The following is a 25,441-nucleotide window of genomic DNA, read 5'->3' as shown; positions in this document are numbered from 1 at the left end:
CACGTGGGGAGAAAGCACATGGCCCGGTCGTTCCTCTTCCTGCTCGGCAGCAGCCGCACCGGCGGCAACACCGAGGCGCTCGCCCGCCTCGCCGCCGAGCAGTTGCCCACCGGCACCGAGCAGCAGTGGCTGCGACTGACCGAACTGCCCCTGCCGGACTTCGACGACCTGCGGCACGACGGCGAGGAGCACTACCCCGCCGCCACCGGGAACGCGGGGCGGCTGCTGGAGGCGACACTGAGCGCGACCGATCTGGTGATCGCCTCCCCGCTGTACTGGTACAGCGTGTCCACGCCGGTCAAGCGCTACCTGGACCACTGGTCGGGCTGGATGCGCATACCCGGCGTCGGCTTCCGGCCCCGGATGGCCGGCCGCACCCTGTGGGGCGTGACCGCGCTCGCCACCGCCGACCCGTCGGTGGCCGAGCCGCTGGCCGGGACGCTCCGTCACACCGCGGTGTACATGAAGATGAACTGGGGCGGCGTCCTGCTGGGCCACGGCAACAGGCCAGGCGATGTGACGAGCGACGAGGACGCGACCGCCCGCGCCAAGACCTTCTTCAGCTGAACGAGCGCAGCACGTGCCCGATCAGGGACGCGATGCGCTCCGAGGAGGGCGGCGGTCTGCGCAGCACATGCCGGTAGTAGACGGGGCCGTACAGCATCTCGACGGCGAGCCCCAGGTCGGCGCCCGGGCGCAGTTCGCCCTGCCGCTGGGCGCTGCGCAGTCGCCCCACGGCCGCCTCGACGCGAGGCCCCACGAGTTCCTCGTCGACGGCCCGCGCCAGGGCGTCGTCATGGCCCATCTCGGACAGGATGCCGCTGTACGCCGGGCCGAGCGGCGGGCTGGAGAGCAGCTTGACGATCCCGGACATGTGCGTGTGCAGATCGGTGGCGAGATCCCCGGTGTCCGGGAAGGGGGTGTGGGTGACCACCGCATCGGCAACCGCCTCCAGAAGGACCGCCCCTTTGGACGGCCACCACCGGTAGATGGTCTTCTTGCTGACTCCTGCCCGGGCCGCGATGGCCTCCACGGTCACCCGCGCATACCCCTTCTCCGCGCACAGGCCGAGGGCGGCGGCCAGTATCGCCTGGTGTGACTTCTCGCTGCGGCGCTGCGGATTGGGTATCGCGGTCACGCAACCAGTCTATGGGGGTGCATTACGCAGCGTATTGACAGGTGGAATGCCGTACTCCAAGAATGGGCAGAGGAAACGGTACGTATCGTGTCGAGCCGTATCGGGGGTCGGCTCGCGCGGTCAGCCGCTTTGCCCGTCCTGAGGATCCTCGCGCAGAGGGGGCACGAGGATCCTCAGGCCGTGATGTCCCGGGAAGTGAAGCGGGCCCAGGCCGCCGAGCCGAACACCGCGGCGTACAGCCCCTGGATCCCGACATTCTTGATCATTTCGTCCCAGACGACGGGGTCGCGCAGCAGATCCGCGAAGGACAGCCAGTAATGCGGGAAGAGATACGGATGGATCGCGTGCAACTGTGGGATGGCATCGAGGATCTGCACCGTGATCAGCAGCCCGACCGTCGCCGCCATCGCCGCGATGCCGCTGCTGGTGAGCGTCGATACGAACAGGCCGAGCGCGGCCACCCCGGTCAGTGAGACGGCGACCACCAGCGCGACCAGTGCGGCCCTGACCAGTCCTTCCCCGAAGGAGATCCGGGTGCCGGAGATGGTGGTGACCTCACCGACCGGGAAGAGCAGCGCACCGACCGCCAGCGCGGTGGCGGTCACGACCAGTGTGGCGACCAGACAGAAAGCCAGCACCGACAGGTACTTGGCGCACAGCAACCTGGTACGTCCGGCCGGAGCGACCAGCAGATAGCGCAGCGTCCCGGCACCGGCCTCGCCCGCCACGGCGTCGCCCGCCACGACTCCTATTGCCATGGGCAGGAAGACCGGCAGGGTCGCGGCGAGCGCCGCGAAGACCAAGAACAGGCCGTTGTTGGTGATCTGGGCGAGGAAGGCGGGCCCGCCGCCGCCCTCGGGGCCACCCGCGCCGACGGTACCGCCGTCGCTCGTCTCGATCTTCACGGCGATGCCGATCACCACGGGTACGACGGCCAGCACCCCGAGCAGCGCCACTGTGCGCCACCGCCGCAGCATCGTGGTCAGTTCGGAACGGAACAGACCCAGCGCCCACAAGGGGCTGGGATTGCGTACGGCCAGTGCCTCAGCCTGCGACATCGAAGCCCTCTCCGGTCAGCGCGACGAACGCGTCCTCCAACGAGGCCCGTTCCAGGCCGAAGCCACGGACCCTCACCTCCGCCCGTACCAGGGCGGCGTTGAGATCCGCCAGATCGCCGGCCGGAGGCTCGCCGCTCACCCTGCCCTCCTCGCCGACCTCGAGACCGTCCACGCCGTGCTCCTTGAGCACCCGAGCCGCCTCGGCCGTGTCCGGCGTGGTGACCACGAGCCGGCCGCGTGCCCGCGCCGCGAGGTCCGTCACCGGCCCCTGGGTGAGCAGCCGGCCCCCGGACATCACCGCCGCGTGTGTGCACACCTGCTCGATCTCGTCGAGCAGGTGGGAGGAGAGAAAGACCGTGGCGCCGTCCGCCGACAGTTCCCGGACCAGGGTGCGGATCTCCCGCATCCCCTGCGGATCGAGGCCGTTGGTCGGCTCGTCCAGCACCAGCAGTCTGCGCGGCTGGAGCAGCGCGGCCGCGAGCCCGAGCCGCTGCTTCATACCGAGGGAGTACGCCCTGGCCTTCTTGGCCGCGGCAGCGGTCAGCCCCACCCGGTCGAGGGCGGCGGCGACGCGGGCCTTCCGGGTGCGCGGGTCGGCGGTCGGATCGGCGGAGTCGTAGCGCAGCAGATTGTCCCGGCCGGACAGGAACCCGTACAGCGCGGGCCCCTCGATGAGCGCTCCCACCTGGGGAAGTACGGTCCTGGCGGCGCGCGGCATGGCGTGGCCGAGCACGGTCGCGGTGCCGGACGTCGGCTCGATCAGGCCCATCAGCATGCGGATGGTGGTCGTCTTCCCGGAGCCGTTCGGGCCGAGGAATCCGAAGACGCTGCCGGCCGGCACACACAGGGAAAGCCTGTCGACTGCCTGCTGGCCGCCGCGGTAACGCTTGCTGAGCTCATGCGTCTCGATGACGGCATCCGGCTGCGTCACATCCACTCCCAGGCATCGGTCCGCCCCGTCGTACGGAGCGTACGACGGGGCAGCACTGGCTCGCTGGTTACTTGGCCTCGTCGGCGGCCTTGATCAGCGCGTCCTTGGTGACCGCGCCGACGTACACCGTGCCGTCCTCGGTCAGCAGTGCGTTGACGAGACGGGTCGAGAAGAACGTGCCCTCGCCGAACTTGCCGGAGACCTTGCTGCCCAGCGTGTTCAGGAACTGGGACGCCTCGGGCGGCATTTCACCGGCACCCTTGGCAGGGAGACCGGCGCCGCCGGGGGCCTTCAGCTCGGCGACCGTGGTCCAGCCCTCACCGATGACGTTCAGCCCCTTGAACTCCTCGGCGCCCGCCGGGCCCTGGAACCCCTTCTCGAGGCCCTTTCCGTAGTTCTTCTCGAACTGCTTCTCGAGCTCGTCGGCGTCCTTCCGCTGCTTCGGAGTGAGCGATTCCTCTCCGTCCTCGGTCACCTTGGCGCCCTTGGGCGGGGTGAAGTCGAAGGTGCCCGCCGCCGGCTGGGCGAAGTCGACCTTGGTGAAGCCCGCGTCGACCGCGGCCTTGCCGCCGCCGGACGGGGTGAGCGTGAACTTCAGCGGCACGCCTTTCTGGGCGTCGACCGCGATCTTGATGGAGCCGATCGTGGAGCCGGACTGCTTCGGCTTGATCAGCAGTTGGTACGCGTCGCGGCCCGCGATCCGCGCGGTGCCGTCGACGGTCACCGAGGTCGTGGAGTCCACGGCCTTCAGCGCCTCTTGGGCGAATTCCTGCGGGGTGGCCGGCATCTTCTCGTGGCCGCCGCGCTTTCCTTCCTCGGCCTGCGCCTCGGAGTGGAAGACCTCATTGGACTTGCTGTCGTACGCCCAGACATCCTGGCCGTTGTGGATCAGGCTGAACTCGGCAGCGTTGTCCAGTATGGAGAGCTTCTGCTTGTCGGGGCCGTCGGCCGCGACCCGCAGGGTGTGCGTGCCGGCGGACAGCTCCATGAGTTTGGCTTCCGGCGAGGCCGTGGCGCCGCCCTCAGGGGCGCCTTCCGGCGCGAGGGAGCCCAAGTCGAGCCCGGCCAGCGAAGGAAGGCCCAGATCAGTGGTGATCTTCACCGTGCCGGAGAGCTGCTGCACATCCGACTCGGCGATTTTCTGGATGAGTTCCTGTGCGCTGATCTTCGGCAGATCGGGGTCACCGGACGCGGCGAGCGCCGGGACCAGCCCGATGGTGGCCGCGGCCACGCCCGCCACCGTGACGGGGACGAGGTAACGCGCAGCCTTCCGCCGGGGCGCGCTGTCGTTCGGTGCCATGTGTGCCTACCTCCGTTGGTCGGTTGTCTCCATCCGACCAAATCGGCCGCCGGAAGGCGTCAGCCCGCGGGATCAACTCCGCCTACTGCTTCCGGATGACACGGGTGCGCGGCACCTCCCCCAACCAGTAGGGGATGGTGCCGCGCACCCCAGGTGTCACTTCTGGATGAAGACGTAGGTCCGCCTGGTACGGAACGCCCGTGACCGTGCCCGGTGCGCAGGTCCCGGCCGGGGCGATTCCACCGATCGTGTTCTGCCGCAGGATCTCAACGGTACGGGAGAACAGACCATCCCGCTTCCCGAACCGGGTGGCCTTCGCGACGCCCCCTGCGTCGGCTTCCGGACATGAGTACGGAGTGGATCCGAGTCCGGGCTCAATCCAGAAGCATGATGTGAGACACGCTCATCCGGCGCGGTGCACCACCGCATCGCACAGCTCCTCCAGCGCGACCTTGGCGAAGCACTCGGACAGCGGCGCCAGCGCTGCCCGCGCCTCCTCCGCGTACCGCACCGTGTCCCGCCGGGCCTGCTCCAGAGCGGGGTGCACCCGCAGCCGGGCCAGCGCCTCGGCGTGCCGCGCGTCGTCACCCAGGTCGCCGTCGAGCAGCGCGACGAGCTCCAGGTCCTCGGGCCGGCCCTCACGGGCGGCCCGCTCGCGCAGCCGCAGCACCGGCAGCGTCGGGATGCCCTCCCGCAGATCGGTGCCGGGCGTCTTGCCGGACTCATGGGAGTCGCTGGCGATGTCGAGGACGTCGTCGGCGAGCTGGAAGGCGACACCGAGCCGCTCGCCGTACTGGGTGAGGATGTCCACGACATGCTCGTCGGCACCGGAGATCATCGCGCCGAACCGGCAGGACACGGCGACCAGCGAACCGGTCTTGCCCGCGAGGACATCGAGGTAGTGCTCCACCGGGTCACGGCCGTCACGCGGCCCCGCGGTCTCCAGGATCTGTCCGGTCACCAGCCGCTCGAACGCCTCGGCCTGGATGCGTACGGCCTCGGGGCCCAGGTCGGCCAGAATGTGCGAGGCACGGGCGAAGAGAAAATCACCGGTGAGGACCGCGACCGAATTGCTCCAGCGGGCATTGGCGCTGGACACTCCGCGGCGCACATGCGCCTCGTCCATCACGTCGTCGTGGTACAGCGTCGCCAGATGGGTCAGTTCGACCACGACGGCGGAGGGCACGACACCCGGCGCGAACGGGTCGCCGAACTGGGCGGCAAGCATCACGAGCAGCGGGCGGAATCGCTTGCCGCCCGCACGGACCAGGTGCTGCGCGGCCTCCGTGATGAAGGGGACCTCACTCTTGGTGGCTTCGAGCAGGCCCGCCTCGACAGCCGCCAATCCGGTCTGGACATCGGCCTCAAGAGCCTGGTCCCGCACGCTCAGCCCGAACGGCCCGACGACGGTCACGAGGGGTACTCCTGTCTGCTGACGATCACACGGATTGTCGATGTGTCGCTGTCACCACTCAAGTCAGCGTATCCGGTCACCTTTCGATCACCGTGGGCGCCTTCCCGTGACCGCCGGTATGTTCAGGATGAGCCGATACGACAATAAATGTGCCCTTTGCCCAACAGCTGAGGTCAGACGTCATGCAGATCCGCACTGCCTTCCCCTACGAAACGACCCGGGAAGACATCCGTATCCCACTCCCGGACGGAACACGCCTGTTCGCCCGTGTCTGGCGCCCGGTGAGCGACGCCCCCGTGCCCGCGCTGCTCGAGTACGAGCCGGGCCGGCTGACCGACTCGACCGCTCCGCGCGACTGGCAGCGCCACCCCTGGTACGCCGGACACGGCTACGCCTCGATACGCGTCGACGCACGCGGCCACGGCAACAGTGAGGGCACGCCCGGCGACGCGTACGACGCCACCGAGCCCGAGGACGGACGCGCCGTCGTGGAATGGCTCGCCGGGCGGCCCTGGTGCGACGGCACGGTCGGCATGTTCGGCATCGGCCGGGGAGGTCTCAGCGGTCTGCGGGTCGCCGAGCTCGCCCCCGGGCCGCTCAAGGCGGTCGTGAGCGTATGCGCCACCGACGACCGCTTCGACGACACCGTCGGAATGCACTCCCGGTCGGCGACAGCGCTCGCCCACGCGTCCCGGCCGCCCGACCCCGCATACGCCGGCAAGAAGTGGCGCGAGATATGGCTCGAGCGGCTGGAGAGCGTCGACCCCCTCATCCACTCCTGGCTCGCCCACCAGATCCGCGACGACTACTGGAAGAAGGGCGGCGGCCGCGACTCCCGGGCGGCGATCCGGGCCGCCGTACTCGCGGTCGGCGGCTGGCACGACCCGTACCGGGACACCGTCCTGCGGCTGGTCGAAGACCTTGCTCCGGCCCGGGTACGGGGCCTCATCGGCCCCTGGGCGCACCACTACCCGGACGCGGGGCTGCCGCCGGAACCCGCGATCGGCTTCCTGCAGGAGACGTTGCGCTGGTGGGACCACCATCTGAAGGGCCGCGACACCGGCATCATGGCCGAGCCGCTGCTCCGCACCTGGATCGGTGACCGCTGGGTGGCCGACAACGCCTGGCCCTCACCTCGCGTCACCCCGCTCGCCTACCGCCTCCAGGGCATCCCGGTGATCGTTGCCTCACCGCAGCACACCGGCCTGGACGCGGGCGGCTTCTGCCCGGACGGCGACTTCGCCGAACTACCCACCGACCAGCGCGACGACGACGTCAAGTCGGCCTGCTTCGAATTCCCGGTCACCGAAGCCCCCGTCGAGATCCTCGGCCGCCCGCGCGTCCGGCTCCGGCTGCGCATGGAGTCGCCCCGGGGGCAGGCCGTCGCCCGGCTCTGCGACATCGCCCCCGACGGCTCCTCCACCCTGGTCACCCGCGGAACGCTCAACCTCTCCGCCCGCGACGGCGACGACCGGGCCGAACCCTGGCCGCCCGGCGCCAAGGAGGACGTGGAGTTCGAGTTGCAGGGCATCGGACACTCCTTCCCCCCGGGGCACCGGATCCGGCTCGCGGTCTCCTCCGCGTACTGGCCGTGGATCTGGCCGCAGCCCGGCATCGGGAGCTTCAGCCTCGACCCGGAGGGCTGCTCACTGGAGCTTCCCGTGCGCACCGCCACCCGGGACGGCCTCGCCTTCGCCGAGCCGGAGCAGGCCGAGCCGCTCGCCGTCGCTCACCGGCAGGACCCGGAGCAACGGCCCGGGCGACTGATCATCCGTGATGTGGGGAGCGGCGAGCGGCGGCTGGAGGCCGCGCCACGCCGGGGCGGCACCGTGATACACCCGGACGGTCTTGAGGTCGCCGAGGACAGCCTGGACACGTACACCATCGAGGAGTCCGACCCGCTGTCCGCCCGGATCCGCTGCGACCGGACCTTCCGTCTGCACCGCCCGGACCCGGCCTGGGACGTGACGGTGCGGACCCGCTCCGAGACCTCCTGCGAGGCCGACACCTTCCTCACCTTCAACGAGGTGACGTGCCACGAGGGCGACGAGATCGTCTTCCACCGGACCTGGGAGGAACACATCCCGCGCACCGCCTGGTGACGTGCTGCTGCTGTGACGGAAAGGTCTGCCGGGAAGGAGCGGCGTCCGGTGCGTGCGATCGCAAGGCGGCCGAAGGCCCTCGTAGCAGCGTTACTCGGGTTTTCGGCCAACGCAGCGAGCGTACGTGCCTGGGGGCACCCCTGGGGGCACCCCTGGGGGCACCCCTGGGGGCACCCCTGGGGGCACCCCTGGGGGCACCCCTGGGGGCACCCCCAGCGGTAGCTGGGGGAGGTAGCTGGGGGAGGTAGCTGGGGGAGGTAGCTGGGGGAGGTAGCTGGGGGAGGTAGCTGGGGGAGGTAGCTGGGGGAGTCGCGAGCTTCCCGGCAAGCCTTTCCGGCCACAGCACTAACTCAAACCCGCCACCGCCGCGGCCAGTCGCGGTGAGGCGTACTCCGTCCCGCAGACGAACCGCATCAGCGGCCCGAACGACGACGACGCCGGCAGACCCGTGAAGTACAGGCCGGGCACCGAGGACCCGTACCCCGCGTCGAGGACCGGGGCGCCCTTGGTGGTGACCAGTGCGGTACGCAGCTCATGGCCCAGGAAGTCCAGCGCGGCCACATCCATCCGATAGCCGGTCGCGGCCATCACATGGTCGGCGGCCAGCTCGTACCGCGGACCCCCGGAGCGGCCGCCGAGCGTCAGCACGGGACGGCCGTCCTCGACCCGGGCACGCACCACGCGCCGGCCGTCCGTCACATGCACCCCGCCGTTGGTGAAACGCTCCCGCAGCCACCAGGCGCCCAGCGGACCCAGCACCCGGCGGACCAGGTAGTGGCGGGCGGGCGCCGGCAGGTGGCGGACGTGCGTGGCATGGTACGACAGCGCGTACAGCGACCAGGCGCGGCCGAAGGGCGACTCGGGCGCCCACTTCGGCTGCCGGTCCGGCGCGTCGCCGAAGGCGACCGCCCCGGGGGTGCGCGCGACGATCCGTACCTTCGCGCCCGCCTCCGCCATCAGCACGGCGTTCTCCAGGGCGGACTGGCCGGCACCGACGACGACCACCTCACGGCCGGCGAACACCGACAGGTCGTGGTGCTGCGAGGCGTGCGAGACCGGACCGGTCGCCGACGGGCCCTCGGGCACGGCCGCGGCCAGCTCACGCGGCATCCGGGCCAGCCCCGACAGGCCCGTCGCGACGACCACGGCACGGGCCTTGAAGGTCTCCCCCGAGTCCAGCTTCAGCTCGAACGCGCACTTCACCCGGTCCACGGAGACCACCCGGACCTGCTCCAGGTCCGGGAACAGGCTCTCCGCGAACCACTGTCCGTACCGGGCGAAGTCCTCCACGGGGATGAGGTCCCAGTCGGATTCGTAGCGCTGCCCGCCCGTGTCCGCGCAGAAGTCGAGCAGGGTGTGGCCCGGCTGCGGGGCGTCGATGGTGGAGGCCACCGGCGTCGACTTGAGCAGCATCCCGGCCGGCATGTGGTCGCGCCAGCTCACCATCGGCGAGCCGAAGATCCGTACGGGGATCCCCCTTCCCCGCAGATGGGCGGCAGTCGAGAGGCCGAAGGGCCCGGCCCCGATGACAGCTACCGGAAGAATCACGCGAAGTCCCCTCCCCAGGACGTTACTTGGCTGGTGCTGAACCACGGCGGGAGCTCCGCCACAACCGATACAGATGCTGGGCACCGGGCCGTACGAAGCGCGCCATCATGGTGAAGAACGGCTTGACGTCGTCCGCCGCCAGCCAGGCCAGCTCCGTGCCGGAGGCCCGGGCGGGAGCGTGCGGCGTGGTGTAGCCGCTGCGGCGGTACGCGAGAAGCGCCGGCAGGTCGATGTTCTCCACCACATAGCGATGACCGGCGCGCTGCTCCCCCTCGGGCACCTTCCGGCCGGTCAGATGCAGATGCTGGGCCCTGACGACGTCGATGCCCGACTCGTTCTCGAAGAGGCGGAACTGCGCACCCATCCTCGGATTGAAGTCGAGCAGTTTGTACTGACGATCGCGCCGGTCGAAGCGCAGGTCGAGGTCGACGATGCCGGTGTACCCGATCCGCTTGATGAACTGCGCGGCCAGCTGTGCCAGTTCCGGGTTGTCGACGACGTAGGCGTTGGCCGTCATCCCGGCGTGCGGCGGCCAGGACCGCACCTTGACCCCTGTGAACAGCGCCAGCGGATCGCTGCTCCCGTCGAAATAGGCGTGGACGATCCAGTCCTCGGCCTGCTCGCGCGGCAGGTACTCCTGGAGGATCACGCCCGGCTGCTCACCCCAGCGGGGGGCGAGCGCGAGCAGATGCCCGGCGTCCTCGATCCGGGTGGTGCCGCCCACCGCGGGCCGCTTCCTGCGGACGAACGCCTCCCGGTTCTTGGCCACCACCGGGAAGCGCGCATGCGCCGCGAAGTCCTCGATCTCGGCGTACGACTCCGGGAAGGCCGCCGCGGGCGACGGCACCCCGTGCTGCACGCACAGCTCGTGCAGCCCCTGCTTGCTGGCCAGACGACGCGGCAGATCCGGTGCGACACGAGGGAAGAGAAAACGGTCCGCCAGCTCCTCCTGGTGCTCCGCGATCAGCACCGCCGCCTCTTCGTCGGTCGGTATCAGCACCGTGGGCCGGCCGATGCGCCGTCCGATCCGCAGCAACCCCTCCACCAGCCGGCCGGGCTCCTCGGTACCGGTCGTGGGCCAGACGAACGCACGTTCCAGATAGCGCGAGTGTGCCGCGGGCGTCCAGCGGTCTTCGGTGACGGCGTACATGGGCACACCGAGCCGGCCCAGACTGCGGATCGCGCCGACGCCGCCATGGTGCAGTGGATAGTTACCGATCTTCACGATCAGCCCGGGCACGGTCCGGTCCGCCGTGAAGAGCATGTTGCTGCGCGCCACCTGTCCCCCCTACGGACGCACGGGCCCCTTCCCCAGGCGCGCCCCAAAGGACGCTAAGCCGGAATTCCCCGCTCCAGCAAGGTTTTTCCGGACATTGCGAACTCTTTAGGCACTGCCATCCCAGGCAAGCCGCACGTAACGTGTCCTTCAACATCACGGAAAGGCAGGCACGACCCATGCCCGAGCAGAGCCCGCTCGACCTTCCCGAGGGCGACCCCTTCGGCCCGCACAATCTTCCGTACGGCGTCTTCTCCACCGCCGACGAGCCGGACCACCGTCGGGTCGGCGTCCGCATCGGCAGCCATGTGCTGGACGCGGGCGCGGCAGCCCGTGCGCTGGGCTCGCCGTACGCCTCACTTCTGGCACAGCCGACCCTGAATCCCCTGCTCGCGGCGGGTCGCACTGTCTGGCGGGACGTCCGCCGGGCGCTGACGGCATGGGTGACCGTGCCGGCGCACCGCGGCGACATCGAACCACTGCTGCACCCGCTCTCCGACGTGACGCTGCACCTCCCGTACGAGGTCGCCGACTATGTCGACTTCTACTCGAGCGAGCACCACTCGACCAATGTCGGCCATATCTTCCGCCCGGACAGCGAGCCCCTCACGCCCAACTGGAAGCACCTGCCCATCGGTTACCACGGCCGATCAGGCACTGTTGTGGTGTCCGGGACGGATGTGGTACGCCCCTCCGGTCAGCGCAAGGCTCCCACCGACCCCGCCCCGGTCTTCGGTCCGAGCGTCAAGCTCGACATCGAGGCCGAGGTCGGCTTCGTCGTCGGCGCCCCGTCCCAGCACGGCCGGCCGGTGCCGCTCGCCGACTACCGCGAGCACGTGTTCGGTATCGGCCTCCTCAACGACTGGTCGGCGCGCGACATCCAGGCCTGGGAGTACGTCCCGCTCGGCCCCTTCCTCGGCAAGTCCTTCGCCACGTCCGTCTCGGCGTGGGTGACCCCGCTCGAGGCACTGGACGCGGCCCGGGTCGCCCCGCCGGCCCGCGACTTCCCGCTGCTGCCGTACCTCGACGACACGGCCGAGGAGGAACCGGGCGGCTACGACCTGCGGATCACCGTGACCATCAACGGCCAGGTGGTCGCCGAGCCGCCGTTCGCCACCATGTACTGGACCGCCGCCCAGCAGCTGGCCCATATGACGGTCAACGGCGCATCCCTGCGCACCGGCGACCTCTACGGCTCCGGCACGGTCAGCGGACCCGAGGTGCACCAGCGCGGCTCGCTGCTGGAACTGACCTGGAACGGCCGGGACGCCCTCGATCTGCCGGAGGGCAAGCGGACGTTCCTGGAGGACGGGGACGAGGTCACCCTGACGGCATGGGCCCCGGGTCCGAACGGCGTCCGGGTGGGCCTGGGAGAGGTCACGGGCCGGATCGTTCCGGCGGTGCACTGACCCTGCGCGGATCACGCCCGCGGCGGGTGTCTCTCCCCCGAACCGGGGACAAGCCCCCGGACCCCCGGAACGCCCTTCGGGCGTTGTCCTCAATCGCCGGAACGGGCTCAAACCGAGCCCCGAGCGACAGCCCGGTCCGGGACGGAGCCCCCGCGCGGCGGAGCCGCACAGTGTCACTGTGGGAAGGGACCGGGCGGGGGGAAGCTCCGCCCCGGACCCCCGGAAACGCCGCTGCCCGGCGCCCCTTGGAGGGGCGCCGGGCAGTCGGGCAGTCGAGCAGTCGAGCAGTCGGGTCAGCGGACGAAGACGCTCGCCCGGCCCGCCAGGTCGAGGAAGTACTGCGGGGCCACGCCCAGCACCACCGTCACCGCGACACCGGCCGCGATGGCCGTCATCGTGAACGGGGACGGCACCGCCACCGTGGGGCCGTCCGCCTTCGGCTCGCTGAAGAACATCAGCACGATCACCCGGATGTAGAAGAACGCGGCGACCGCCGACGAGATCACACCGATCACGACCAGCACGCCCGCACCGCCCTCCGCCGCCGCCTTGAAGACCGCGAACTTGCCGGAGAAGCCGGATGTCAGCGGAATACCGGCGAAGGCCAGCAGGAACACCGCGAAGACCGCGGCGACCAGCGGCGAACGCCGGCCCAGCCCGGCCCACTTCGACAGATGCGTGGCCTCGCCGCCCGCGTCGCGCACCAGCGTGACGACCGCGAAGGCGCCGATCGTGACGAAGGAGTAAGCGGCCAGATAGAAGAGGACGGACGAGATGCCGCTCGGCGTGGCCGCGATGACACCGGCGAGCAGGAAGCCGGCGTGCGCAATGGAGGAGTACGCCAGCAGCCGCTTGATGTCGGTCTGGGTGATCGCGACGATCGCACCGCCCAGCATGGTGAGGATCGCGACGCCCCACATGACCGGCCGCCAGTCCCAGCGCAGACCGGGCAGGGCGACATACAGGAAGCGCAGCATCGCACCGAAGGCGGCGACCTTGGTGGCGGCCGCCATGAAGCCGGTGACCGGGGTCGGCGCGCCCTGGTAGACGTCGGGGGTCCACATGTGGAACGGCACCGCACCCACCTTGAACAGCAGGCCGACCAGCACCATCGCGAAGCCGATCAGCAGCAGCACATCGTTGCCCATGGTCTGGGCGAGCACCGGGCTCACGGTCTGGACGGTGCCGTCGACCACATCCGCGATCGTGGCGTACGAGACGGATCCCGCGTAGCCGTAGAGCAGTGCGATGCCGAAGAGCAGGAACGCGGAGGAGAAGGCGCCGAGCAGGAAGTACTTCACCGCGGCCTCCTGCGACAGCAGCCGCTTGCGGCGGGCCAGCGCGCACAGGAGATACAGCGGCAGGGAGAAGACCTCGAGGGCGACGAAGAGGGTCAGCAGATCGTTCGCCGACGGGAAGATCAGCATGCCGCCGATGGCGAAGAGGGCGAGCGGGAACACCTCGGTGGTGGTCAGCCCGGCCTTGACCGCCGCCTTCTCGCTCTCGCTGCCCGGCACGGACGCGGCCTGCGCGGCGAAGGAGTCCACCCGGTTGCCGTGCGCCGCCGGGTCGAGCCTGCGCTCGGCGAAGGTGAACACGGCGATCAGCGAGGCCAGCAGAATCACGCCCTGGAGGAACAGCGCCGGGCCGTCGACCGCGATGGCGCCCATCGCGGCGATCTTCGCCTTGGTGGTGCCGTATCCGCCGGCCGCCAGGCCGACCACCGCCGCGAAGGCGGCGGCGAGCGAGACCACCGACAGGAAGACCTGCATGGAGTAACGGGCCCGGCGCGGGACGAACGCCTCGACCAGCACGCCCAGGACCGCGGCACCGAAGACGATCAGTGTGGGTGCCAGTTGGGCGTATTCGATGTGCGGGGTCGGGATCTTGTCGATCGGCTCGGACGCCGCCGTCGTCCACAGGCTGTGGACAGCCATTGCTGCGCTCACTTGGCCGCCTCCACCTCGGGCTTGGGGTCGGTCTTCTGTACGTCGGACAGGGTGTACTTCACGGCCGGGTTGACGATCTCGGTCAGCGGCTTCGGATAGACGCCGAGGAAGATCAGCAGTGCGATCAGCGGAGCGATCACCAGCAGCTCACGCACCCGCAGATCCGGCATGGCCCGCACGGCCGGCCGGACCGGGCCGGTCATCGTCCGCTGGTAGAGGACGAGGGTGTAGAGCGCGGCCAGGACGATGCCGAAGGTGGCGATGACGCCGATCGCCGGGTAACGCGTGAACGTGCCGACCAGCACCAGGAATTCACTGACGAACGGCGCGAGGCCGGGCAGCGACAGCGTGGCGAGGCTGCCGATCAGGAAGGTCCCGGCCAGCACCGGAGCCACCTTCTGGACGCCGCCGTAGTCAGCGATGAGCCGCGAGCCGCGCCGCGCGATGAGGAAGCCCGCCACCAGCATCAACGCGGCGGTGGAGATCCCGTGGTTGACCATGTAGAGGGTGGCGCCGGACTGGCCCTGGCTCGTCATCGCGAAGATGCCCATGATGATGAAGCCGAAGTGCGAGATCGACGCGTAGGCCACCAGCCGCTTGATGTCGCGCTGTCCGACCGCGAGAAGCGCGCCGTAGACGATGCTGATCAGGGCGAGTACCAGGATGACCGGCGTCGCCCACTTGCTCGCCTCCGGGAAGAGCTGGAGGCAGAAACGCAGCATCGCGAAGGTGCCGACCTTGTCGACGACCGCGGTGATCAGCACGGCGACCGGCGCCGTCGCCTCACCCATGGCGTTGGGCAGCCAGGTGTGCAGCGGCCACAGGGGGGCCTTCACCGCGAAAGCGAAGAAGAAGCCGAGGAAGAGCAGCCGCTCGGTGTTGGTGGCCATGTCCAACGAGCCGCCGGCACGGGCCGCGGTGATCTCCTGGAGCGAGAAGCTCCCCGCGACGACGTACAGCCCGATGACCGCGGCCAGCATGATCAGGCCGCCGACCAGGTTGTACAGCAGGAACTTGACCGCCGCGTACGTCCGCTGGGTCGCCGCCGCCTCGTCACCTGCAGCGTGGGCCCGGTCCCCGAAGCCTCCGATGAGGAAGTACATCGGGATGAGCATGGCTTCGAAGAAGATGTAGAAGAGGAAGACGTCGGTGGCCTCGAAGGAGAGGATCACCATCGCCTCGACGCCGAGGATCAGCGCGAAGAAGCCCTGAGTGGGCCGCCACTGATAAGGCGCCTTGGTCTCATTGGGGCCTCCCCTGCTCGAACGAAGCGGAGAGCTTGGGGAAGGATCGGCGTCGTGCCAGCCGGCCAGGATGACGAAGGGGATCAGCACCGCGGTGAGCAGGATCAGCGCGACCGCGATGCCGTCCACGCCCAGTTCGTAACGGACCCCGAAGTCCTTGATCCAGGCATGCGATTCGGTGAGCTGGTAACGGCCGCCGCCGGGTTCGAAGCGTACGGCGACGGCCGCGGCGAGGAAGAGTGTGGCGAGCGAGAAGCCCAGCGCCAGCCATTTGGTCGCGGTCCGCCGGGCCGCCGGGACGGCGGCCGTGGCGATCGCACCGATCGCGGGGAGCGCGGCCGTCGCCGTCAGAAGGGGAAATGCCATGGGTCAGACCGCCCTCATCAGCAGGGTGGCGGCGATCAGGATCGCCGTACCGCCGAACATCGAGACCGCGTAGGAGCGGGCGAAGCCGTTCTGCAGCCTGCGCAGCCGGCCGGAGAGCCCACCGACCGAGGCCGCCGTGCCGTTGACGACTCCGTCGACCATCGTGTGGTCGACGTACACCAGGGAGCGGGTGAGGTGCTCGCCGCCGCGGACCAGCACGACGTGGTTGAAGTCGTCCTGGAGCAGATCGCGCCGTGCGGCCCGGGTCAGCACGCTGCCGCGCGGAGCGACGGCCGGGACCGGACGCCGTCCGTACTGGGCGTAGGCGATGCCGGCGCCGATGAGCAGCACCACGACCGTCGAGGTGGTGATCACGCCGGCACCGACCGGCGGATGTCCGTGCTCGAAGCCGGTGACCGGCTCCAGCCACTTCACAAAGGATTCGTTGAGGCTGAACAGCGCGCCCGCGAAGACCGATCCGAAGGCCAGCATGATCATCGGGACGGTCATCGACCTCGGCGACTCGTGCGGATGCGGCATCTCGCCGGGGTGCACCTCGATGCCGGGCTCGACGCCGGGCGTCTTGTCCGGGTCGGGGGCGGGCTGCCAGCGCTTCTCACCGAAGAAGGTCATCAGCATCACGCGTGTCATGTAGTACGCCGTGATGGCCGCGCCCAACAGGGCCGCTCCACCGAGGATCCAGCCCTCGGTACCGCCCTTGGCGAAGGCCGCCTCGATGATCTTGTCCTTGGACCAGAAGCCGGACAGGCCGGGGAAGCCGATGATGGCGAGATAGCCCAGGCCGAAGGTGATGAAGGTGACGGGCATGTACTTCCGCAGCCCGCCGTACTTGCGCATGTCGACCTCGTCGTTCATGCCGTGCATGACGGAGCCCGCACCGAGGAACAGCCCGGCCTTGAAGAAGCCGTGGGTGACCAGGTGCATGATCGCGAAGGCGTAGCCGATCGGGCCGAGGCCCGCCGCCAGGATCATGTAGCCGATCTGCGACATCGTGGAGGCCGCGAGGGCCTTCTTGATGTCGTCCTTCGCACAGCCGACGATCGCCCCGAAGAGAAGGGTGACCGCACCGACGACCACGACCGCCGACTGGGCGTCGGGCGCGGCGTTGAAGATCTCACCGGAGCGGGTGATGAGGTACACGCCCGCCGTCACCATCGTGGCCGCGTGGATCAGGGCCGAGACCGGGGTCGGGCCCTCCATGGCGTCCCCGAGCCAGGACTGCAGCGGTACCTGCGCGGACTTGCCGCACGCGGCGAGCAGCAGCATCAGGCCGATCGCCGTCAGCTTCCCCTCGCCGGCCGCATCTGTCGCTCCCAGGACCGGACCGAAGGTGAAGGTCCCGAAGAAGGCGAACATCAGCATGACGGCGATGGACAGCCCCATGTCGCCGACCCGGTTGACCAGGAACGCCTTCTTCGCCGCGGTCGCCGCGCTCGGCTTGTGCTGCCAGAACCCGATCAACAGGTACGAGGCGAGACCGACGCCCTCCCAGCCGACGTACAGCAGCAGGTAGTTGTCGGCGAGAACCAGCAACAGCATCGCCGCGAGGAAGAGGTTCAGGTAGCCGAAGAAACGGCGCTTGCGCTCGTCGTGCGCCATGTACCCGATCGAGTACACATGGATCAGTGAGCCCACGCCGGTGATCAGCAGCACGAAGGTCATCGACAGCTGGTCGAGCTGGAAAGCCACATTGGCCTGGAAGCCCTCCACCGGGATCCAGCTGAACAGGTGCTGGTGCAGGGTGCGGTCCTTCGTGCCCCGGCCCAGCAGATCGGCGAAGAGCACCACGCCGATCACGAAGGACACGGCCGCGAGCAGGGTGCCGATCCAGGGTCCCGAACGGTCCAGCCGCCGCCCGCCGCACAGCAGTACGGCCGCTCCGAGCAGTGGCGCCGCGATCAGCGGCGCGATCAAGTTCTCCACGATTCAGCGACCCCTCAGAGCTTCATCAGACTGGCGTCGTCGACCGAGGCCGAGTGGCGGGAACGGAAGACCGACACGATGATCGCGAGCCCGACGACGACCTCCGCGGCAGCGACGACCATCGTGAAGAAGGCGATGATCTGGCCGTCGAGATTGCCGTGCATCCGGGAGAAGGCGACGAACGCGAGGTTGCAGGCATTGAGCATCAGCTCGATGCACATGAAGACCACGATCGCGTTCCGCCGGATCAGCACCCCGGCCGCGCCGATGGTGAACAGCAGGGCGGCGAGATAGAGGTAGTTGACAGGGCTCACTTCGTCACCTCTCCGCGCTCCAGGCGCTCCGCGGCGCGCTGCTCGATCGCCTTGAGCTCGCCCAGGGCCTCGGCCGACACATCACGGATCTGGCCGCGGGCCCGCAGCGTCTTGTTGACGGTCAGTTCGGACGGGGTGCCGTCCGGCAGCAGGCCCGCGATGTCCACCGCGTTGTGCCGGGCGTACACACCGGGGGCCGGCAGCGGCGGCACGTGCCTGCCCTCGCGTACCCGCTGCTCGGACAGCTCGCGCTGCGTCCTGGCGCGCTCGGTCCGCTCCCGGTGGGTGAGCACCATCGCACCGACCGCGGCCGTGATGAGCAGGGCGCCGGTGACTTCGAAGGCGAAGACGTACTTGGTGAAGATGAGGGCGGCGAGTCCTTCGACATTGCCGCCCGCGTTGGCCTGGCCCAGGCCGCTCCACTCCTTCAGCGAGGCATTGCCGATGCCGGCGGCGAGCAGGATGCCGAAGCCGAGCCCGCAGGCGGCGGCCCACCAGCGCTGGCCCTTGATGGTCTCCTTCAGCGAGTCCGCCGCGGTGACACCCACCAGCATGACGACGAAGAGGAAGAGCATCATGATCGCGCCGGTGTAGACGACGATCTGGACGATGCCCAGGAAGTACGCCCCGTTGGCGAGATAGAAGACCGCCAGGACGATCATGGTCCCGGCGAGGCTCAGCGCGCTGTGCACGGCTCTTCTCATCAGAACCGTCCCGAGCGCACCGAGCACGGCGACCGTACCCAGCACCCAGAACTGGACAGCCTCCCCGGTGGAGGTGCTGTACGCGGCGAGGCTGCTCATGCGTCCACCTCTTCTTCCGCCTCTCGCCCGGCCTCGTCGGGGCGCTCGCCCTGGGAGACCGCGACCTGACGCTTCGTGCCGGGCGCGGCCTCCGTCACGCGGCCGCGGTAGTAGTCCTGCTCGTCCATGCCCGGGAAGATCGCGTGCGGGGTGTCGACCATGCCCTCCTCGAGCCCCGCCAGCAGCTGCTCCTTCGTGTAGATGAGGGATTCGCGGCTGGTGTCGGCCAGTTCGAAGTCATTGGTCATCGTGAGAGCTCGCGTCGGGCAGGCCTCGATGCACAGACCGCACAGAATGCAGCGGGCGTAGTTGATCTGATAGACGCGGCCGTACCGCTCGCCCGGCGAGTAGCGCTCCTCGTCGGTGTTGTCCGCACCCTCCACATAGATGGCGTCGGCCGGGCAGGCCCAGGCGCACAGCTCGCAGCCGACGCACTTCTCGAGGCCGTCCGGATGGCGGTTGAGCTGGTGCCGGCCGTGGAAGCGCGGCGCCGTGGTCTTCTGCTGTTCCGGGTACTGCTCGGTCAGCCGCCTCTTGAACATGCCCTTGAAGGTCACGCCGAAGCCGGCCACCGGATTCAGGAACTTGCCCTCGGATTCCTCGGATCGCTCAGACACCGTCAGCCTCCTTTCCGTCACTTACAGTGTCCGCCCCACCACTGACAATCAACTCGCGCTCTCCCCCGGGCTCGGCTCCGCTCGCCCGGGAGGACCCCCATCGCGGCCGTCGCCGGGGCGCCGGCGGCAGGGTCTGTCCGGGCAGCGGCGGGACCGGGAAGCCGCCCGCCATCGGGTCGAAGGCGGGTGCGGCCTCCTTGGCGGAGACGGCCTTCGCCTTCTTGTCGCGGTAGAAGTCGATGACGAAGGACAGCAGCAGTACGGTGAGCACCCCGCCCGCGACATAGAGCAGGATCTGCTGGAAGTCGTAGCTCTCGTTCCGCAGCGCCCGTACGGTCGCGACCAGCATCAGCCAGACGACCGAGACCGGGATGAGGACCTTCCAGCCGAGCTTCATCAGCTGGTCGTAGCGGACCCGCGGCAGCGTGCCCCGCAGCCAGACGAAGACGAACAGCAGCAGATTCACCTTGACGACGAACCAGAGCAGCGGCCACCAGCCGTGGTTCGCGCCCTCCCAGTACGTCGAGATCGGCGCCGGCGCGCGCCAGCCGCCCAGGAAGAGCGTGACCGAGAGGGCCGAGACGGTGACCATGTTGACGTACTCGGCGAGCATGAACATCGCGAACTTGATGGAGCTGTACTCGGTGTTGAAGCCACCGACCAGGTCGCCCTCGGATTCCGGCATGTCGAAGGGCGCGCGGTTGGTCTCGCCCACCATCGTCACGACGTAGATCAGGAAGGAGACCGGCAGCAGGACGATGAACCAGCGGTCCTGCTGCGCCTCGACGATCGCCGAGGTCGACATCGACCCGGAGTAGAGGAAGACCGAGGCGAAGGCCGCGCCCATCGCGATCTCGTACGAGATCATCTGCGCGCAGGAGCGCAGGCCTCCGAGCAGCGGATACGTCGAACCGGAGGACCAGCCGGCGAGCACGATGCCGTAGATGCCGACGGAGGCGACCGCGAGGATGTAGAGCACCGCGATCGGCAGGTCGGTCAGCTGCATGGTGGTCCGCTGGCCGAAGATCGAGATCTCGTTGCCGGCCGGGCCGAAGGGGATCACCGCAATCGCCATGAAGGCCGGGATCGCGGCGACGATCGGAGCAAGGATGTAGACCACCTTGTCCGCGCGCTTGACGACCACGTCCTCCTTGAGCATCAGCTTGACGCCGTCCGCGAGGGACTGCAGCATCCCCCAGGGACCGTGCCGGTTCGGGCCGATGCGCAGCTGCATCCAGGCGACGACCTTGCGCTCCATGACGATGGAGACGAGGACGGTGACCATCAGGAAGGCGAAGCAGAACACCGCCTTGATGACGACCAGCCACCAGGGGTCACTCCCGAACATGGAGAGATCCTCGGCGGCGAGGACGCTCTGCGGGGTGATCACGACTGCACCTCCGGTACGTCGGTGGGCTCGGCCTCCGGCGTCACCGCCGGACCGATGCGGACCGCGGCGCCGGGACGTGCACCCGTGTCGCGCGGAACGCCGCCGCCCGTGGAGTTGAGCGGGAGCCAGACCACGCGGTCGGGCATCTCGGTCACCTGGAGCGGGAGGCGGACCTCGCCGGCCGGGCCGGTGACGGCCAGCAGGTCGCCGTCCTTGACACCGGTCTCGGCCGCGGTGGCGGCGGACAGCCGGGCGACCGCGGCATGCCGGGTGCCGGCCAGGGCCTCCTCGAAGTCCTGGAGGCGGCCCTGGTCGAGCAGCATCCGGTGTCCGGCGAGAACGGCCTCGCCCTCGCCGAGGCGGGGCAGCGGCCGGGTGTTCTCCACGGGCTCGGAGGCGTAGGCGCCGTCCCACGAGCCGAGCCGCTCCATCTCCCGGCGCACGGCCTGTACATCCGGCAGCGCGAAGTGGCTGTATTCATCAGCGCCTGCGGCGCGGGCAAGGGCGTCGGCCAGCATGTGCAGCACCCGGGTGTCCGTCGGTGCGAGCGACCGGGTCATCTGGTCCGGCTTCAGCGCCGCCTCGAACGGCCTGGCCCTGCCCTCCCAGTTGAGGAAGGTGCCGGGCTTCTCCGCCACGGCCGCGACCGGGAGGACCACGTCCGCCCGCTCCGTCACCTCGCTGGTGCGCAGCTCCAGCGACACCAGGAAGCCGACCTCGTCGAGTGCGCGCAGCGCCCGCGCCGGGTCCGGCAGGTCGGCGACCTCGACGCCTGCGACGAGGAGCGCGCCCAGTTCGCCGGAGGCCGCGGCCTCGATGATCTGGCCGGTGTCGCGGCCGTAGCGGTGCGGGAGCTCGCGTACGCCCCAGGCGGCCGCGACCTCCTCCCGGGCCCGCGGGTCGGTGGCCGGGCGGCCGCCGGGCAGCAGCGCAGGGAGCGCGCCCGCCTCGACGGCACCGCGCTCACCGGCCCGGCGCGGGATCCACACCAGCGCCGCGCCGGTCGCGGACCTCAGGCGCACAGCCGCGCTGAGCGCACCCGGCACACCGGCCAGCCGCTCTCCGACGACGATCACCGCGCCCGGAGCGCGCAGCGCCTCCGCGGCCTTGGCGCCGTCCTCGTTGAGGCCGATCTCTCCGGCCAGGGCGTCCAGCCACTCGGTCTCGGTGCCGGGCGCGGCGGGCAGCAGCATGCCGCCCGCCTTGGTCAGGCCGCGGGTGGCGTGCGAGGCGAGGGCGAAGGTGCGCTGGCCGTGCTTGCGCCAGGCCTTGCGCAGCCGCAGGAAGACACCGGGGGCCTCCTCCTCGGACTCGATCCCGGCGAGCAGTACGGCCGGGGCCTGTTCGAGCGAGGTGTACGTGACACCGCTGCCGTCGATGGAACGGCCCCGCCCGGCCACGGTCGCGGCCAGGAAGTCCGCCTCCTCGGAGGAGTGCACGCGCGCCCGGAAGTCGATGTCGTTGGTGCCGAGGGCGACCCTGGCGAACTTGCTGTAGGCGTAGACGTCCTCGACGGTGAGCCGCCCGCCGGTCAGGACCGAGACTCCGGCACCTCCGGTGCGGGCGGCCTGGTCACGCGCCGCCGCGAGCCCCCGGGCCGCCGCCTCCAGCGCCTCCGGCCAGCTCGCCGGTTCCAGCTCGCCCTGCTCGTTGCGCACCAGCGGGGTGGTGATCCGGTCGCGGCCCTGCGCGTACCGGAAGGCGAACCGCCCCTTGTCGCAGAGCCACTCCTCGTTGACCTCGGGGTCATTGGCCGCGAGCCGTCGCAGCACCTTGCCGCGCCGGTGGTCGGTACGGGTCGCACAGCCGCCCGCGCAGTGCTCGCACACGCTCGGCGACGACACCAGGTCGAAGGGGCGGGAGCGGAACCGGTACGCCGCCGACGTCAGCGCGCCGACCGGGCAGATCTGAATGGTGTTCCCGGAGAAGTACGACTCGAAGGGGTCGCCCTCACCCGTGCCGACCTGCTGCAGTGCGCCGCGCTCGACCAGCTCGATCATCGGATCGCCCGCGATCTGCTGTGAGAAGCGGGTGCAGCGCGCGCACAGCACGCACCTCTCACGGTCCAACAGGATCTCGGTGGAGATCGGGACCGGCTTCTCGTAGGTGCGCTTGCTGCCCTCGAAGCGGGACTCGGCATGGCCGTGCGACATGGCCTGGTTCTGGAGCGGGCACTCGCCGCCCTTGTCACACACCGGGCAGTCCAGCGGATGGTTGATGAGCAGCAGCTCCATCACGCCCTCCTGCGCCTTCCTGGCAACCGGTGAGGTGAGCTGCGACTTGACGACCATTCCGTCGGTGCAGGTGATCGTGCAGGACGCCATCGGCTTGCGCTGGCCCTCGACCTCGACGATGCACTGGCGGCAGGCGCCGGCCGGGTCGAGGAGCGGATGGTCGCAGAACCGGGGGATCTCGATGCCGAGTTGTTCGGCGGCCCTGATCACCAGGGTCCCCTTGGGGACGCTGGTCTCGATGCCGTCGATGGTCAGCGTGACGAGGTCCTCGGGCGGTACGGCTGCGGTCACGCGGTCACCTCCAGGTGTGGGTTCTCGTCCGCCCACGCGGTGGACTTCGCCGGGTCGAAGGGGCAGCCCCTGCCGCGGATGTGCTGCTCGTATTCCTCGCGGAAGTACTGGAGCGAGGAGAAGATCGGTGACGCGGCTCCGTCGCCGAGCGCGCAGAACGACTTGCCGTTGATGTTGTCGGCGATGTCGTACAGCTTGTCGATGTCGTCCATCGAGCCCTTGCCGGCCTCGATGTCCCGCAGCAACTGCACCAGCCAGTAGGTGCCCTCGCGGCACGGGGTGCACTTGCCGCAGGACTCATGGGCGTAGAACTCGGTCCACCGGGTCACCGCGCGCACCACACAGGTGGTCTCGTCGAAGCACTGCAGTGCTTTGGTGCCCAGCATCGACCCTGCGGCGCCCACACCCTCGTAGTCCAGGGGGACGTCGAGGTGCTCGTCGGTGAACATCGGCGTGGAGGAGCCGCCCGGGGTCCAGAACTTCAGCCGGTGGCCGGGGCGCATGCCCCCGCTCATGTCGAGGAGCTGGCGCAGCGTGATGCCCAGCGGGGCCTCGTACTGGCCGGGGCGGGCGACATGGCCGCTGAGCGAGTACAGCGTGAAGCCCGGGGACTTCTCACTGCCCATCGAGCGGAACCACTCCTTGCCCTTGTTGAGGATCGCGGGAACCGACGCGATGGACTCGACGTTGTTCACCACGGTGGGGCACGCGTAGAGACCCGCGATCGCGGGGAAGGGGGGACGCAGCCTGGGCTGGCCGCGGCGGCCTTCGAGCGAGTCGAGGAGTGCGGTCTCCTCGCCGCAGATGTACGCGCCGGCGCCCGCGTGCACGGTGAGCTCGAGATCGAGGCCGCTGCCCAGGACGTCCTTGCCGAGGTAGCCCGCTTCGTACGCCTCGCGCACGGCCTCATGCAGCCGACGCAGCACCGGCACGACCTCGCCGCGCAGATAGATGAAGGCATGGGAGGACCTGATCGCGTAGCAGGCGATCACGATTCCCTCGATGAGGGAGTGCGGGTTGGCGAAGAGAAGGGGGATGTCCTTGCAGGTGCCCGGCTCGGACTCGTCCGCGTTGACGACGAGGTAGTGCGGCTTGCCGTCGCCCTGCGGAATGAACTGCCACTTCATCCCGGTGGGGAAACCGGCGCCCCCGCGTCCGCGCAGACCCGATTCCTTGACGTAGGCGATCACGTCGTCCGGCGACATGCCGAGCGCCTTGCGCAGCCCCTCGTACCCCTCATGACACCGGTAGGTGTCCAGCGTCCAGGACTCCGGCTGGTCCCAGAAGGCGGAGAGCACGGGTGCGAGCAGCTTCTCGGGGCTCGCCCCTCCCCCTGCCTCCGGCTGGGAGGTACCCCCGTGCGAAGGTGCCATGGTCATTACTCCGCCTCCTCTCCGTAGCGCGGGGAGACGATCCGGTTGTGCTCGCCCTTGGCCAGTCGCAGTCCGGCCAGCGAGGCGGGACCGGCGCCGCCGGTCGCCTCGACCGCGCCGGGGCGCTCGTCGGGGAAGCCGGCGAGGATGCGGGCGGTCTCCTTGTAGGTACACAGGGGCGCGCCACGGGTGGGGGACACCGGGCGTCCGGCCCTCAGGTCGTCGACGAGCCGGCGAGCCGATTCGGGGGTCTGGTTGTCGAAGAACTCCCAGTTGACCATCACGACGGGCGCGAAGTCGCAGGCCGCGTTGCACTCGATGTGCTCCAGCGTGACCTTGCCGTCGTCGGTGGTCTCGTTGTTGCCGACCGCGAGGTACTCCTTGAGGTCCTCGAAGATGGCGTCCCCGCCCATGACCGCGCACAGGGTGTTGGTGCAGACACCGACCTGGTAGTCACCGGACGGCTTGCGGCGGTACATGGAGTAGAAGGTGGCGACCGCGGTGACCTCGGCGGTGGTCAGGCCGAGCGCCTCGGCGCAGAAGGCCATGCCGGTACGGGAGACGTACCCCTCCTCGGACTGCACCAGGTGCAGCAGCGGCAGCAGGGCGGACCGGCTGTCGGGGTAGCGGGCGATGATCTCCCGGGCGTCCGCGTCGAGCCTGGCCCGTACGTCGGCCGGGTAGGGCGGGGCGGGGAGCTGCGGCATCCCCAGGCTCACCTCCCGATCGGCAGGTGTTGC

General features: G+C 69.7%; 20 protein-coding genes. 3 read left to right on the top strand and 17 right to left on the bottom strand.

The genetic code is table 11. The features are described from left to right. Positions 1–18: 18 nt before the first annotated feature. Positions 19–567 carry a flavodoxin family protein gene (locus ABD858_RS18600; RefSeq protein ID WP_345038908.1) on the top strand — a complete coding sequence of 183 codons (549 nt, stop codon included), beginning with the start codon at positions 19–21 and terminating at the stop codon, positions 565–567. On the opposite strand, the gene ABD858_RS18595 is transcribed toward ABD858_RS18600, so the two are convergent. The 5 genes from ABD858_RS18595 to ABD858_RS18575 all read right to left on the bottom strand — a co-directional run bounded on the left by ABD858_RS18595 (position 560) and on the right by ABD858_RS18575 (position 5,841). Continuing rightward, positions 560–1,138 (bottom strand): TetR/AcrR family transcriptional regulator, encoded by a 579-nt coding sequence (locus ABD858_RS18595; protein ID WP_345038906.1) that lies wholly within the window; start codon positions 1,136–1,138, stop codon positions 560–562. The two genes, ABD858_RS18600 and ABD858_RS18595, sit on opposite strands and share 8 nt — an antisense overlap. Before the next feature lie 173 nt (positions 1,139–1,311). Next, positions 1,312–2,196 carry an ABC transporter permease gene (locus tag ABD858_RS18590; RefSeq protein WP_345038903.1) on the bottom strand — a complete coding sequence of 295 codons (885 nt, stop codon included), beginning with the start codon at positions 2,194–2,196 and terminating at the stop codon, positions 1,312–1,314. Continuing rightward, complete coding sequence (locus ABD858_RS18585; RefSeq protein WP_345038901.1) at positions 2,183–3,127, bottom strand: ABC transporter ATP-binding protein; 945 nt, start codon at positions 3,125–3,127, stop codon at positions 2,183–2,185. The genes ABD858_RS18590 and ABD858_RS18585 overlap by 14 nt, the downstream gene beginning before the upstream one ends. 67 nt (positions 3,128–3,194) lie before the next feature. Then, on the bottom strand, positions 3,195–4,427 hold the full coding sequence (locus tag ABD858_RS18580; protein ID WP_345038899.1) for a LolA family protein: 1,233 nt from the start codon (positions 4,425–4,427) through the stop codon (positions 3,195–3,197). Between the two features lie 403 nt (positions 4,428–4,830). Further along, a complete protein-coding gene (locus ABD858_RS18575; protein WP_345038896.1) occupies positions 4,831–5,841 on the bottom strand; it encodes a polyprenyl synthetase family protein in 1,011 nt (336 codons plus the stop codon). A 182-nt stretch (positions 5,842–6,023) separates the two neighbouring features. Between ABD858_RS18575 and ABD858_RS18570 the strand changes: the two genes are divergently transcribed. Continuing rightward, positions 6,024–7,943, top strand: a complete 1,920-nt coding sequence (locus ABD858_RS18570; protein WP_345038894.1) for a CocE/NonD family hydrolase — start codon at positions 6,024–6,026, stop codon at positions 7,941–7,943. 345 nt (positions 7,944–8,288) lie between these two features. Here ABD858_RS18570 and ABD858_RS18565 read toward each other — a convergent pair whose 3' ends face one another. Further along, positions 8,289–9,491 carry an FAD-dependent oxidoreductase gene (locus ABD858_RS18565; RefSeq protein WP_345038892.1) on the bottom strand — a complete coding sequence of 401 codons (1,203 nt, stop codon included), beginning with the start codon at positions 9,489–9,491 and terminating at the stop codon, positions 8,289–8,291. Between the two features lie 22 nt (positions 9,492–9,513). Further along, on the bottom strand, positions 9,514–10,755 hold the full coding sequence (locus tag ABD858_RS18560; RefSeq protein WP_345044685.1) for a carboxylate--amine ligase: 1,242 nt from the start codon (positions 10,753–10,755) through the stop codon (positions 9,514–9,516). A 191-nt stretch (positions 10,756–10,946) separates the two neighbouring features. On the opposite strand from ABD858_RS18560, the gene fahA reads away from it, so the two are divergent. Continuing rightward, on the top strand, positions 10,947–12,176 hold the full coding sequence (fahA, locus tag ABD858_RS18555) for a fumarylacetoacetase (RefSeq protein ID WP_345038890.1): 1,230 nt from the start codon (positions 10,947–10,949) through the stop codon (positions 12,174–12,176). A gap of 293 nt (positions 12,177–12,469) precedes the next feature. Here fahA and nuoN read toward each other — a convergent pair whose 3' ends face one another. Genes nuoN through nuoE form a run of 10 tightly spaced genes read right to left on the bottom strand, consistent with a single transcriptional unit; the run spans position 12,470 to position 25,408 of the window. Continuing rightward, a complete protein-coding gene (nuoN, locus tag ABD858_RS18550) occupies positions 12,470–14,113 on the bottom strand; it encodes an NADH-quinone oxidoreductase subunit NuoN (protein WP_345044682.1) in 1,644 nt (547 codons plus the stop codon). An 8-nt stretch (positions 14,114–14,121) separates the two neighbouring features. Continuing rightward, positions 14,122–15,735 carry an NADH-quinone oxidoreductase subunit M gene (locus ABD858_RS18545; protein WP_345038888.1) on the bottom strand — a complete coding sequence of 538 codons (1,614 nt, stop codon included), beginning with the start codon at positions 15,733–15,735 and terminating at the stop codon, positions 14,122–14,124. Positions 15,736–15,738: 3 nt separating this feature from the next. Next, positions 15,739–17,679 (bottom strand): NADH-quinone oxidoreductase subunit L, encoded by a 1,941-nt coding sequence (nuoL, locus tag ABD858_RS18540; protein ID WP_345038885.1) that lies wholly within the window; start codon positions 17,677–17,679, stop codon positions 15,739–15,741. Positions 17,680–17,693: 14 nt separating this feature from the next. Continuing rightward, the gene (gene nuoK / locus ABD858_RS18535) at positions 17,694–17,993 is read right to left on the bottom strand and encodes an NADH-quinone oxidoreductase subunit NuoK (RefSeq protein ID WP_345038883.1); all 300 of its coding nucleotides are present in this window, start codon (positions 17,991–17,993) and stop codon (positions 17,694–17,696) included. Next, entirely contained in the window at positions 17,990–18,796 is an 807-nt protein-coding gene (locus ABD858_RS18530; protein WP_345038881.1) for an NADH-quinone oxidoreductase subunit J, read from the bottom strand. The genes nuoK and ABD858_RS18530 overlap by 4 nt, the downstream gene beginning before the upstream one ends. Next, positions 18,793–19,413 carry an NADH-quinone oxidoreductase subunit NuoI gene (gene nuoI, locus ABD858_RS18525; RefSeq protein ID WP_345038879.1) on the bottom strand — a complete coding sequence of 207 codons (621 nt, stop codon included), beginning with the start codon at positions 19,411–19,413 and terminating at the stop codon, positions 18,793–18,795. Before nuoI ends, ABD858_RS18530 begins: the two co-directional genes overlap by 4 nt. After that, positions 19,406–20,761, bottom strand: a complete 1,356-nt coding sequence (nuoH, locus tag ABD858_RS18520; RefSeq protein ID WP_345044679.1) for an NADH-quinone oxidoreductase subunit NuoH — start codon at positions 20,759–20,761, stop codon at positions 19,406–19,408. Before nuoH ends, nuoI begins: the two co-directional genes overlap by 8 nt. Positions 20,762–20,799: 38 nt before the next feature. Beyond that, positions 20,800–23,328 (bottom strand): NADH-quinone oxidoreductase subunit G, encoded by a 2,529-nt coding sequence (locus ABD858_RS18515; RefSeq protein WP_425586222.1) that lies wholly within the window; start codon positions 23,326–23,328, stop codon positions 20,800–20,802. Further along, positions 23,325–24,707, bottom strand: coding sequence for an NADH-quinone oxidoreductase subunit NuoF (gene nuoF / locus ABD858_RS18510; RefSeq protein WP_345038875.1), 1,383 nt, complete (start codon positions 24,705–24,707; stop codon positions 23,325–23,327). Before nuoF ends, ABD858_RS18515 begins: the two co-directional genes overlap by 4 nt. After that, positions 24,707–25,408, bottom strand: coding sequence for an NADH-quinone oxidoreductase subunit NuoE (nuoE, locus tag ABD858_RS18505; protein ID WP_345038872.1), 702 nt, complete (start codon positions 25,406–25,408; stop codon positions 24,707–24,709). The genes nuoF and nuoE overlap by 1 nt, the downstream gene beginning before the upstream one ends. Positions 25,409–25,441 lie beyond the last annotated feature (33 nt).

The sequence above is a fragment of the Streptomyces sannanensis genome (genome assembly GCF_039536205.1).
Lineage (GTDB): Bacteria > Actinomycetota > Actinomycetes > Streptomycetales > Streptomycetaceae > Streptomyces > Streptomyces sannanensis.
This window is presented reverse-complemented; position numbering and strand designations above follow the sequence as displayed.